At 32.3% G+C, this 14068-nt stretch carries 8 protein-coding genes; 6 read left to right on the forward strand and 2 right to left on the reverse strand.

The features are described 5' to 3' along the window. The first annotated feature begins 7 nt into the window (after window positions 1-7). Together Q0997_RS02730 and Q0997_RS02735 are read left to right on the forward strand one after the other, a co-directional pair. Window positions 8-913, forward strand: a complete 906-nt coding sequence (locus tag Q0997_RS02730; protein WP_299884199.1) for a hypothetical protein — start codon at window positions 8-10, stop codon at window positions 911-913. A 66-nt stretch (window positions 914-979) separates the two neighbouring features. After that, window positions 980-2524: a glycine--tRNA ligase gene (locus Q0997_RS02735; protein ID WP_299884201.1), complete on the forward strand. Its 1545-nt coding sequence runs from the start codon at window positions 980-982 to the stop codon at window positions 2522-2524. Between the two features lie 52 nt (window positions 2525-2576). Here Q0997_RS02735 and Q0997_RS02740 read toward each other — a convergent pair whose 3' ends face one another. Next, window positions 2577-3257 (reverse strand): hypothetical protein, encoded by a 681-nt coding sequence (locus tag Q0997_RS02740; RefSeq protein WP_299884203.1) that lies wholly within the window; start codon window positions 3255-3257, stop codon window positions 2577-2579. 71 nt (window positions 3258-3328) lie between these two features. Then, on the reverse strand, window positions 3329-6763 hold the full coding sequence (locus Q0997_RS02745) for a hypothetical protein (RefSeq protein WP_299884205.1): 3435 nt from the start codon (window positions 6761-6763) through the stop codon (window positions 3329-3331). A 122-nt stretch (window positions 6764-6885) separates the two neighbouring features. Here Q0997_RS02745 and Q0997_RS02750 point away from each other — a divergent pair, with 122 nt between their 5' ends. The 4 genes from Q0997_RS02750 to Q0997_RS02765 all read left to right on the forward strand — a co-directional run. Next, a complete protein-coding gene (locus Q0997_RS02750; RefSeq protein WP_299884207.1) occupies window positions 6886-7647 on the forward strand; it encodes an exodeoxyribonuclease III in 762 nt (253 codons plus the stop codon). Between the two features lie 39 nt (window positions 7648-7686). Beyond that, window positions 7687-8724, forward strand: coding sequence for an aldo/keto reductase (locus Q0997_RS02755; RefSeq protein ID WP_299884209.1), 1038 nt, complete (start codon window positions 7687-7689; stop codon window positions 8722-8724). A 179-nt stretch (window positions 8725-8903) separates the two neighbouring features. Further along, a complete protein-coding gene (locus Q0997_RS02760; RefSeq protein ID WP_299884211.1) occupies window positions 8904-13517 on the forward strand; it encodes a gliding motility-associated C-terminal domain-containing protein in 4614 nt (1537 codons plus the stop codon). 21 nt (window positions 13518-13538) lie between these two features. Then, window positions 13539-14068: type IX secretion system membrane protein PorP/SprF (locus Q0997_RS02765; protein WP_299884213.1), on the forward strand; the 530-nt coding region annotated here is incomplete at its 3' end.

The following is a 14068-nucleotide window of genomic DNA, read 5'->3' on the forward strand; positions in this document are numbered from 1 at the left end:
TATTAAAATGATAGTTAACCCTCAATTATTTAACTACAGATTAATTATTGGTTCATTGGTTATAGCAATAGTGGTTTTAGGTTCTTTTAGTTATAGTAGCTATGAGAAGGTAAAACAAAATCAGGTGTTCGTTCAACAAGAAAGTAAACTTGTAGAAAGCGAATTATCTGAAATGATTTCTCAATATGAAAAGGTTGAAGTCGAAAACGACAATCTAAAATATCAGTTTGAGAAAACTAAAAATAGAATGAAAAGTATTTTAGATTCTGTTAAACTGTTAAAACCAAGTGGAGCACTAATATCTAAGTATAAAAGTGAAATTCGAATTCTAAAATTAGAAAACGAAAAAGTACTAAATTTAGTAGAGAATTTAGAAACAGAAAATACTCAGTTAAAAGCGAAAACGAAAAAAATAGAAACTGTTTTACAGAAAGAAAAGTCTATAGTTGACGCAATTAAAACAGAGCACAAAGTACTTTCTAAATCTTATGTTAGCCTAAAAGAAGATTTAGAAACGGCAAAACAGTTATCAATTGCCAATTTGGAAGCCGAAGCTGTAAAACGTGTTACATCTAAGCGTATTGTTGATACTAGACATGCTAATAAAGCAAAGCAAATACATGTGTGTTTTACATTAACAAGTAATAAATTTGCTGATAGTGGAGAGAAAGAAATATACATTCAAATATTAGATAATAAAATGAATGTAGTTGCTAATAAAGGATTTGTTGATTATGGTAAACGTTCTTTAATTTACTCTTTTAAAAAGACTGTAAATTATAATAAAGAAGATATTAATGTCTGCTCTTTAATAGAAAAAGATATTGATGTGAAATTAGAAAAAGGTTTATATTTTATAAATGTTTTTCATGATGGTGAGACATTAGGAAAAACAACCATTGAATTAAAATAAAAATATTCCCTCATATTTTTAACAAACCGTTCCAATAAATTGGAGCGGTTTTATATTTTTGTAGCTATGGCAAATCAAGACGATCAATTTAAAAAAGTAATCTCTCATGCAAAAGAATACGGTTATGTATTTCAAAGTAGTGAGATATACGACGGACTAAGTGCCGTTTACGATTACGCACAAAATGGAGTAGAATTAAAAAAGAATATTCGCGACTATTGGTGGAAAGCTATGGTACAAATGCATGATAATATTGTAGGATTAGATGCTGCTATTTTTATGCATCCTACAACCTGGAAAGCATCTGGTCATGTAGATGCTTTTAGTGATCCATTAATAGATAATAAAGATTCTAAAAAAAGATACAGAGCAGATGTTTTAGTAGAAGACTACTGTCTTAAAATAGAAACTAAAATTGAAAAGGAAGTTAAAAAAGCAGCAAAACGTTTTGGAGATGCCTTTAATAAAGAAGAGTTTTTAACAACTAATCCTCGTGTTTTAGGGTATCAAGAAAAAATAGATACTATTCTTTCCCGATTAGGAAAATCTTTAGAAAATGAAGATTTAGCAGATGTAAAATTACTAATTGAAGAACTAGAAATTGCAGACCCTTTATCTGGAAGTAAGAACTGGACAGATGTAAAGCAGTTTAACTTAATGTTTGGTACAAAGTTAGGAGCAAGCGCGGAAAGTGCAATGGACTTATATTTAAGACCAGAAACTGCTCAAGGTATATTTGTAAACTTTCTAAACGTACAGAAAACTGGGAGATTGAAGATTCCTTTTGGTATTGCGCAAACAGGAAAAGCATTTAGAAACGAAATTGTAGCGAGACAATTTATTTTTAGAATGCGTGAGTTTGAGCAAATGGAAATGCAATTTTTTATAAAACCAGGAACACAAGGAGAATGGTATAAACATTGGAAAGAAGCTAGAATGAAATGGCACTTGTCGCTTGGTATGGGTGAAGACAATTACCGTTTTCATGATCATGAAAAACTAGCGCATTATGCAGATGCGGCAGCAGATATTGAGTTTAAATTTCCATTTGGATTTAAAGAACTAGAAGGGATACACTCGCGTACAGATTTCGATTTAAAAGCACATGAAGAGTACTCTGGAAAGAAGATGCAATATTTCGATCACGAAGAGAATAAAAACTATACACCATACGTATTAGAGACATCTATTGGTTTAGATCGTATGTTTTTAGCTGTGTTTTCTAATGCATTACAAGAAGAAGAGCTTGAGAATAATACAACAAGAACAGTTTTAAAATTACCAGCTGTTTTAGCACCATTTAAGGCAGCTGTTTTGCCACTAGTGAAAAAAGATGGTCTGCCAGAAGTAGCAAAACAAATTGTTGAGGACTTAAAGTGGGATTTTAATATTGCTTATGATGAAAAAGATGCGGTAGGAAGACGCTATAGAAGACAAGATGCTAACGGAACTCCATTTTGTATTACTGTAGATCATGATACTTTAAATGATAATACAGTTACTATTCGTCATAGAGATACTATGGAACAACAGCGTGTTAAAATTGATGAACTAAGACAGATTATAAAAGATGAAGTAGATGTTAGAACTTGGTTAATGAAAATGAAATAATAAAATTATAATATAAAAAAAAGCCTAAATTTTCTAGTTTAGGCTTTTTTTATTAAAACCTATAATATAATTTCAAATTTAAAGCAAAATTTATATTAAAGTTATTGCCAGTGTCTTCTATGTAGTTGTTAGTGCCAAACCAATCACCATCATCATCATTAAACATAGTTTCTTGGGGGTTTACTACATTAGAATAACTTACATTTCTATTTCTAACACCTAATCCTATACTAGGATTTACACCTATGTATTTGCTAAAGTTAATAAATGCTCCAAAATTTAAGTTTCCACCAGTTTTTATTCTTTTATAATCTGCTTTATCATAACGAATGTTTTGACTGTTATTATTAATGTTATAATTCTCGTTAAAAAAAGTGTCAGTATGATTTATGTAAAATAATTCGGCAGATAGATACATTTTCATTTTATAATTAGGGTTTAATATATAATACACTTGCGGACGTATTTCCCATAATTTGTAATCTTTTTCTATGCGATTATAATCTACAATTGTGATATCATGATTTCCATAGCCAAGTTCAAGTCCAATTAACCATTTTTCATTAAGAGGTTTTGTATAGCCTATGTTCCATCTAGGAGTATAATCTATAATAGGGGATACTAAATTGAAAGTTAGCATTGAACCTTGAGAGTTGGTTTTATTATCTTCTTGAGCTTGTAATAAAGAAATACTTATAGTAAGTATAAATAAGATAGAAAGTGTTTTTTTCATAGAATAATATCCTTATTGGTTTCTACTCTAAGATGTAATAATGGAGAAAAGGTTGCGTTAAATTATGTTAATTAAAAATAGGCTTTCAATTGTATAGTACCAGTGTGTATGGTATTACTGGTCTCTGTTTTTCTGCCAAAATAATTAAGATTTAAATCTAGGTATTTTGTTATCTTTTGTTGTGCTAACAAACTCCATGTTAAGTTTCTTCCTGGTTGCAAACCTTCAAGCATTTGGTAACCTACGGGTGAATTTGAATTACCTTCAAAAGTGTTAGAAAATACATTGAATTCTCCCGAAATTGCAGATTTTACATTTGCATTAATAGCAAAAGACAAGCCATACTTTTGCTGTTGTAATGTTTCTAAGTCACCAATTGTATTTGCTTTATTACTGTATTGGTAGAAAACATCAAAACGAATGTTGTCATTTAATAAATACGATAGTTTAGGATTGAAGCGCTCTTCATTAATTATGAAATTCTTTGTTACAAAATTTTCACTTTCACTTTCATTTTTATCAAAACCAGCTAAGAAATTAATAAGCCAGTTAGTCGCAAACTTATGATTAAAGTTTAGTTGATGACTTCTTAACGCATTAGCTATAAAACCAACGCTAAGTACATTTCTTGATTTGTTTTTTAAAAAGGTATAAGAAGTTGTGTAATATTGTTTGCCACGATTAAAAAATAAGACGTTTCTAAAATTTTGTTGCAAGCCTAACTGGTTATTTATATTGTTATCAAAAGGATTTAAATTAAAAGCATTGCCATTTCTTTTTTGCTTTCTGTCTATTAAAAAACTGGCTTGATCATAAAAATGAGAAATAATCTTTTTCCCCTTATGTTTGCTATTTATCCAATCGCCCGGATTTAATGTTAGTGTTTGGCTAAATCTATTTTGATGTGTTTTTATAAATATTTGATTTGGCAGTAATACTCTAATATATTGTCCTTGATCTTGAAATTGAGCAATCTCAAACTCTTCTAATTCCTGTATGCCATTATTATTATAGTCATTCCATGTGTAGGCACCTTGACCTGGTTCTACTTCTACATAAGTAAAATCTTGTTGAGGTAATGTGCCAGAGTTGGTTTCAAAAACAGTATTCCATTGTATAAAATTCTGAAAGAATTGTTGGTTGTAAAGCAGCCTAGAATTTAAAGATTGTTCATCTTCTATAGCTTCGTCTTCACTTGTAAGTGTTCTATAGTTTACAAATAAAGACAAATTTGTCTTTACATTTTTTATTAATCGAGAATCTAAATAATAAGTATTAGAGCTATTTACTTTTTGTAATTGATTGTTTCTAATACTATCGTTAACGCGATGTTTATAGCCTATTTCAACAAAAACATTGGTGCTGTCCCCAATACCTGTAAAGGCTTCATATGCTTTAAATTCTTGACTTAAGTCTGTTAGCTCTTGAGTTGTATTTTCTGTTTGTTTATTACTTTCGGCTGCAAGTCTTCCTCCTATCCAATATTTGTTAAAATTATATTTTGCTGAGTTATATGTTCTAAAAAAAGTAGAGTTGGTTAGTGAAGCATTAGTATTTAAAATACTACTGTTGGATGCTATAGAGAGCTTTTCGTTTAAGAATAAATTTGCAGTTATACTGTGTTTATTTCCATTAAAATCATTAGAGAAATTAAGATGCTCAAATAAATATTTAGCGGTTCCTTTTTTATGATTAAAGACATTGGCTCCACCAGAAAATAATAATTGATCTCCAAAAGAACCGTTCAAACCATTTGTAACAGATAAATCAATATTCCAATCACGATTAAATTCAGGGTTATATAAGCCTTCAATATTTCTAAATTCTTGTTGTATAAAATCGGTGTCAATAAAAGTATCAACATTCCAAAGGCTATCTTGTTTTATTAGAGACTGTTTTACATTAAGCTTAGCAGCTAAGCCATTATTATTGTTGTCATCTATACTAGAAAATAAATTGAGATCATTTTTACTACCTGCAACCTCAAAGGTTATAGCGGTTTTTTCTGATGGATTATAACTACCATTTACAACTGCAATTTGTAATTTTGTAGGAGCTACCAATTGCACTATTGGCTCAAAATTTCCTTGGGGAATGCCTAAAATTGGAGGGGTGTATTCATAAATAGTATTAATAGCGTTAATACTACTTATAATGTAATTTCCTTGGTTGTCGCCAACATTTGTGAAACGTACACTAAACAAAGTATCATCAGGATTATTCGAAAATTCGAAAACTTCTACAGCTCCAATAATTACTTTTCTATAAAGAATTCTATTCTCATTAAAAACTTCTTCAACACTTGAAGGAGCAATCATTTGAGACATATCGTCTCCAGCATCATTTAAAATGGAGACTTGATCTGCAGATAAATTTTGTTGTAATGGGTTGTTTTTAGAATCGTTCTCTGAATATACGGTAGCACCTATTTTAAAGGTGTCACTAGTATAATTACCACCACCATAGGCTACAATTCGAGAATAGTTTCGATCGCTATATTGATAATCAACTGTAATTCTCATTTCGGAAGTAATAGGAAACGTTGAATTAAAAATAATTTCACCGGCATTATAATCTATAATATAATCTTCATTTTCACCTCGATCTACAACAATACCATTAACATAGACTGTTTCGCTACCAGAAACAATAAGAACAAATAATTCTCCATTAGGACCTTGCAGTTTGTAAGGGCCTTGGTTACCTTCTTGAGCCGTAAACTGACTAGTAGCAAATTGACCACGTACAATTGCTCCAGCTGCATATAAATTTGTTTGAGAATCATCTCCTAAATTGGCTTTTAAAGATAAGCCTTGTACTCGCTTAGAAAATGCAGAGAAGTAAGAATCATTATTTACTAAATCTATATCGCCAGCACGAACATTCCATTTATCACTAAAAATTTCAATAAATACTTGATCAAATTCATCTAGTTTTTGAGAATATCCACTTTCTTGTAAAGGAATATTAGCATCTTGAATAGAAGCACGAAGAGAGACTTTATCACTTAATTTTCCGGTAATTTGTAAATCTAATTCGCTATTTAAAACCGAATTTTGATTATTGCCAATGGTAACTCCACGAGAAATACTTCCGCTAGTAGTTAATCCATCAAAAGGCGTAAAATTGTTTTTTTCACTAGGTTGAGAAATACGATAAATCTTATTGAGCTTATCATTGTTATCGAGAATGACAGCTTCGTCAAACTGCTGGTAGGTTTTAGTAAGAAAATGTGGGTATTTTAAATAATTAATAATAATAGAATCTGTTTCTACAGGTTTTTTAAAAGATAAAGTTGCTTTCGAGAAATCTACATCATAAAATGAAGAATCAATAGGAGTTTTGTCTTTTAAAGTAATCAAGAAGTCTTTAGAATTTATACTTACACTATCTATCACAATATCTTTAGCTAAAGCAACTGTTTTTTGCCTGTAGTTTGTGTTTTTGTCTTGTGCAAAAGCAAAATTCAAAAAAAGAAAAACAAAAAAAGTAATTGTGAATTTCATATAATAGTTAAACTAAAAACAAAGCAATATATTTTGTTAATAGCTTTTCATTAAAATCAAAAGTATTTATACTGTAAAAGTAACGTATTATTTATTTTAGCTAAAACAGAAATATAATAAGTATGAAAATCATATCCTATAATGTTAACGGTATTAGAGCAGCACTAAAAAAAGATTTTATACAATGGCTTAATGGAGCTAATCCAGATGTTATTTGTTTACAGGAAATAAAAGCGATGAAAGAGCAATTAGACTTATCGGTTTTTGAAGAAGCAGGTTATAAATACCATTACTGGTATAGTGCCCAAAAAAAAGGTTATAGTGGTGTGGCAATTTTAAGTAAAATTGAACCTAATCATGTAGAATATGGGACAGGAATAGAAACTATGGATTTTGAAGGGAGAAATCTTCGTGTAGATTTTGATGGTGTCTCGGTGATGAGTATGTATTTACCATCTGGAACAAATTTAGACCGTTTAGAGTTTAAGCTAAATTATATGGCAGAAATTCAAGAATATATAACCCATTTACGTGAGACCATTCCAAATTTAGTGGTTTGTGGTGATTATAATATTTGTCACGAAGCTATAGATATTCATAACCCAAAAATGAAAAATGTTTCAGGGTTTTTACCTGTAGAACGAGAATGGATAGGTAGTTTTATTGATAGTGGATTAGTAGATTCTTATCGTTATTTAAATCCAGAAAAAGTAGAGTATAGTTGGTGGAGTTATCGTGCTAATGCCAGAGCAAATAATAAAGGTTGGCGATTAGATTATGCAATGGTTACCAAACCACTACAAGAAAAAATAAAAAGAGCTGTTATTTTAACCGAAGCAAAACATAGTGATCATTGTCCTATTCTCTTAGAATTAGATGTTTAAACTTCAACATTTATTATATACTTTATAAAAAATCATAAAATGAAATACACAACATTACCAAATACAGATATAAAGGTTAGTAAAATATGTTTAGGCTCAATGACTTGGGGTAATCAAAACACGGAAGAAGAAGGTCATGAGCAATTAAATTATGCATTTAATCAAGGTGTTAATTTTATTGATACTGCAGAATTATATCCCGTGCCAGCAACCGCAGAAACGCAAGGCAGAACAAGTAAAATTATTGGGTCATGGTTAAAAAAAACTGGAAATAGAGAGAAAGTCATTTTAGCTTCTAAAATTGCAGGTCCAGGAGATTATACTGCTCATATTCGAACAACAGGATTTACAGGAAACTCAATAAAAAAAGCCATAGATGCCGAGTTAAAAAGATTGCAAACAGATTATATTGATTTATATCAATTACATTGGCCAGAACGAAACACAAATACCTTTGGTGTTAGAGATTATACGCATAATACAAATGATAAATGGCAAGATAATTTTAAGCAGGTTTTAGAGAGTTTAAATGAAGTAATAAAAGAAGGTAAAATACGTCATATTGGTTTGTCTAATGAAAAAGCATGGGGAACAATGCGTTATATAGAAGAATCTAAAAAAAATAACCTGCCAAGACCATCAACTATTCAAAATGCTTACTCTTTAATTAATAGAGTATATGAAGGCGATATGGCAGAGATTTCAATGAGAGAAAATATAGGCCTATTAGTATACTCTCCAATGGCTTTCGGTGTGCTTTCTGGAAAATATATTAAGAAAACTGCGGCAGATAATGCGAGATTAAAATTATTTCCAAGATTTGCAAGATATAGTAGTGAGCAATCTACAATAGCTACAAAGCAATATTTAGAATTAGCTGAGAAAAATAATATGTCTTTAGCTCAAATGTCATTAGCTTTTGTAAATCAGAGACCATTTGTAACCAGTAATATCATTGGAGCAACAAGTTTAGAGCAATTAAAAGAAAATATTGAAAGTATAAATATAAATTTAAATGAAACGCTTTTAAAGGAGATAAATGAAATTCATTCGGTAATTCCTAATCCTGCTCCTTAACCTTGTCGAATGAATGTTCGGTCTAAATTAACATATTTATAGTTCTATGATGTGTTTGTAATTTTATTATCATTTAATCGTTAATAAACGTACTTAGTCTATTAAAGTAATGTTAATTATTTAGCCATTGTATTTTTTTTTAGCTTAGAAAACTTTTTAATCTAATTAAAATAGCTATGATGAAAAAAACTACACTTTTATTAACTTTAACGATGCTCTTTCTAGGGCTTCAAGTTAACGCACAAATTACTACGTTTCCTTATTCAGAAGATTTTGAAGCTGGAGATGGAGGTTGGACTGCAGATAATACAACAGCAGGAACATGGGCTTTAGGAGCCCCAACAGGTGGAATTATTAATTCTGCTGCCTCAGGCGCAAATGCTTGGGTTACAAATTTAACAGGAACATATAACGCAAATGAATCATCAACAGTAACAAGTCCTGTATTTGACTTTTCTGCTTTAAATGCACCAGGCATAGAATTTAGTATTTGGTGGAATTCAGAATTCAGTTGGGATGGTTTAGTTCTGCAATCTTCAATAGATAGCGGAGCAAGTTGGCAAAATGTTGGAGCTGTTGGAGATCCCAACAATTGGTATACAGATGGAACAATAAATGGAAACCCTGGAGGTCAACAAGAAGGATGGACAGGAAGGAATTCTAGTAATAATGGTTCAGGAGCATGGGTTGTAGCAAGGCACAATTTAATTGGGTTAAATACGCAAGCTAATGTAATATTACGTTTTGCATTTGGATCAGATGGTTCTGTTCAGGATGAAGGTGTTGCATTTGATAATATTACTGTCTTTGAAGTATCATGTCCAGAGCCAACAAATTTAACTTTTGTTAGTGCGACATCTGCAAGTGCAAATATTACATGGACAGCTGGAGGAGCAGAAACAAATTGGGAAGTGGCGGTTCAGCCTCAAGGTACTGGACAACCAACTGGAGCAGGAACGGCTACAACTACAAATGCACCATATGTTGCTATGGGATTAACACCTGCAACAAATTATGAAGTTTATGTAAGATCTGATTGTGGAGGTGATTTTAGCCCTTGGATTGGTCCTTTAAACTTTATTACAGAATGTGTAACATTTACAGCTCCTTATACAGAAGATTTTGAAAATGCAGGAACTATTCCTGTATGTTGGGCCATGTCTGGAGGTGAAGACTGGCAGTTTAATATAGCAGGGCCAAATCACGTTGGTAACAATGGTGTTATAACCGGTGCTACAGCTTCAGGAAATTATTATGCAGTTGTAGATGCATCTGGAAATGATGGACCAACGATATTAGTATCTCCTTTAGTAGATGTAACGACGCTTACAACCCCAGCTTTATCTTTTTATGAGATTAGCGATAATGAAGGTAATGCAAATTCTACTTTAGATGTAGAAGTATGGGATGGAGCCGCATGGAATCCAGTAGGAACTTATAATACTAATACAGTAGGATGGGAATTAAAAGTAATAGATATTAGTACATTAACAATTACGGGAGATGTACAAGCAAGATTTACATTCTCAGAAACAGTTACTGGAGATTTTTATGATGATATTGCTATTGATGATGTTACTTTTGATGAGTTACCTACATGTGTTGTGCCTGGAGGTATTAATTTAACTAATATTGCTGGAACATCTGCAGATCTTTCTTGGATGGCAGGTGGTGGAGAAACTGAATGGGAATATGTTGTACAAACTGCAGGTACAGGCTTACCAACAGGAGCAGGAACAGCTACTACAACAACTACAATAAACTTAACTGGTTTAACTTTTGAAACAGATTATGAAGTGTATGTTAGATCAAATTGTGGAGCTAATGGATTTAGCGATTGGGCAGGTCCAGTTAATTTTACAACAACAGTTCAACTTAATTTCACAGTAGATTGTGCTGTAGGACCACAAAATTTTAATTACTGTTATGATAATAGTGATACCAATGTATTTACATTTACTAGTACAGATGGAACACCATTAAATTTCACTATTAATTCAGGAAATGTTGAAAATAATTGGGATGAATTAGTTGTTTTTGATACAGACGGAACTACAGATTTAAATGCTGCTACACCTTATGGAAACAATGGCGATGTAAGTGGCATTACATATCAATCAACTGGAGATACAATATCTTTTACAATTACTTCAGATGGTTCTGTAAATTGTCAAGGAAGTGCTACTATTAACCCATTAGATATTACAGTATCGTGTGCAACATGTGTAAATCCTGTAGCAACTTATGTTGTTGTTGATGATTGCGCTAACGGTGACCAATTCTTAGTGGATGTAGATATTACTTCTTTAGGGGATGCTATGTCTATTGGAATACAAGATAATCAAGGAAATCCAGCTGTTTCAGTTACAACAACAGGAGTTGTGCAGTTTGGACCATACCCTTTCTTAACAGACATTATATTTACAGTTAGTAATGAACAGGATAGTAATTGTATAATTACAAGTTCTGCAATTCAATTAGCAGCTTGTCCACCAGATAATGATAATTGTATTGATGCTACAGTTGCTGTGGTTAATGATAGCTTTATTTGTGAAATGAGTACACCAGGAACATTAGTTGAAGCTACAGATTCTGGAGTGCCTACAGGTACTTGTACAGGTAATCCAGACGATGATGTTTGGTATCAGTTTACTGCATTAAGCGAATTTCAATTAATTGCTTTAGCTAATTTAGCAGGCAGTAATACATTCAATATAGACCATGCATTATATGAAGGAACCTGTGGAACCTTAGTTGAATTAGCTTGTACATCAAACGATTTATCAAGTGTTACTCCGCAATTAGTTATAGGTAACACGTATTTTATTAGAGTGTTTTCTGGAGGAGGAAATCCTGAAACGACTACGTTCGATTTATGTATTACACCATATGTTGCTCCAACGAATATAGATTGTGTTACTACAGAAAATTTATGCCCTGGAAATGGAGATTTATATACTTATAATACAATAGGAATAACACCTGGATTAGGTCAAATAGATTGTTTATTTACATCTCCAAATCCAACTTTTAGTATAATGGAAATTGGAAGTACTGGAGATATAGCAATTGAAATGGTACAAAATACAGCCTTTGATGCAGCTGGAAACCCAATTGGAGCACAATTAGATGTCGATTTTGCACTATGGGGGCCTTTTGCTCCGGGCGAAGATTTTTGCGGAACAGGAGATTTTCCTTCAACTCCAGTAGTTGGCTGTAGTTATTCAGCAGCACCTGTTGAAAATTTCACAATAACTGGAGCAATACAAGGAGAGTTGTATGTTGTATTAATTACTAATTTTGCACAAGATCCTGGTATTATTCAGCTTAATCAAACAAACATATCTAACCCTGGAGCAGGTACATTATCTGCAGACATTGAAGCAGAAATTGAAAGCCCTGATGCTGTATTTATAGATGATGATAGTGATCCTTCTACACCAAGTGTAGCTAATTTATGTGGATTTGATTCTATAACTTTAAATGTTAATTCTCCTTTTGCAGACACTTATGAATGGTCTCCTAATTGTATTTTTGACCCTTCATTGAGTGGGCCATCTTTAACAATTACAGAATCTGGTTGTTACAGTGTTACGGCATATGATGATCAATGTATGGGCTTTGCAACGACTACAGTAATTGTTAACTTATATCAAGAGGCAATAGTTGATGTTGTTCCTGCCGATGAGATAACTATTGTAACATGTGATGATGAGTCTGGTGATGGTATTGAGGAATTTGACTTTAGTGGTTTATCAAGTATTATTTTAAGTGATCCTGGGCAAAACCCAGCAGACTTTTCAGTGACATATCATGAGACACTTAATGATGCTCAAACTGGAATGAGTGCTATAACATTCCCATATTCTGCTACAGATGGAACAATAATTTATGTTAGAGTAGAAGATGTTGATTCTGTAGGAACGGGATCTGGTTGTGCGAGCACAAATACTTCGTTTACTTTATCTGTTTTAGGAGCGCTTCCTACAATAACAGGTGTTCAAGATTTAATTTTGTGTGACGATGCTACAAGAGATGGTGTTGAAGCTTTTGATCTTGAATTAAATACACCAAATATTCTTAATGGTCAAGATCCAACAGTGTTTGCTGTTTCATATCACACAACTTTAGATGATGCAACTATGGGAGTAGGAGCCTTAGTATCTCCTTATGATAATATATCTAATCCACAGACAATTTATGCTAGAATTGAAAATACTGCAGCTACAGATTGTTTTAAAACAACGTCATTTGATATTATTGTTAACGATATTCCTGTAACTTCATTTACTCCAGATTTTGATTATGAAGTCTGTCCAAATGCTACAGTTCCAATTATAGTAACAGCAACAGCAGACAACTATATGGAATCTAATGTTACTATTGCATGGTATAATGAAGGTGTTTTAGTGCCAGGACAAACAGATTTAAGTATCGATAATGTATTAACAGCAGGTACTTATACTATAGAAGTAATGTTTAATGATACTGGTTGTGTATCTACTGAAGATATTGTGATAGTTGAGTTAGAGACTTGTGTAATACCACAAGGTATTTCGCCAAATGGCGATGGCTTAAATGAGACTTTCGATGTTAGTAGTTATGATGTACAAAATCTAAAAGTATTTAACAGAAATGGTCGTTTAGTATACGAGAAAGACAATTATACAAATGAGTGGCATGGTCAGTCTCAAGATGGCGATGAATTACCAGTAGGTACTTATTATTATGTGATGAACTATCAAGGTAATAAGACCAAAGCTGCATGGGTATATATTAATAGAGCTAACTAAAAAAAACCAACATAAAACCAAATGAAGAAACTAGTATATATCGTATTCTTTATCGTAATAGGAGTACAAGCACAACAAGACCCACAGTACACACAGTATATGTACAATATGAATGTGGTCAATCCGGCCTATGCTGGCTCAAGTGAGAGTGTTTCCATAGGTGCACTTTATCGTAGCCAATGGGTTGGATTAGAAGGCGCACCCAGCACAGGAACGCTAGCGATACATTCACCAGTGGGTAATCGTGTAGGATTAGGTTTATCGCTTATAAGTGATGAAGTTGGTCCAGTAACAGAGACTAATGCTTATGCCGACTTTTCATATACATTACCAGTAGGTAATGTTACAAAGTTAGCTATGGGATTAAAAGCCGGAGGAACCTTTCATGATATAGGTATTGGATCGATTGATACTATAGATGAAGGCGATCCGTTTTTCTCGCAAGACATTAACACAACGACCTTTAATGTAGGAGCAGGATTATACCTTTACCAACCAAATAAGTTTTATATCTCTGCCTCGATGCCAAATATTCTAAATGGAACCCATTT

Source organism: uncultured Lacinutrix sp. (assembly GCF_947500325.1).
Classification (GTDB): Bacteria; Bacteroidota; Bacteroidia; order Flavobacteriales; family Flavobacteriaceae; genus Lacinutrix.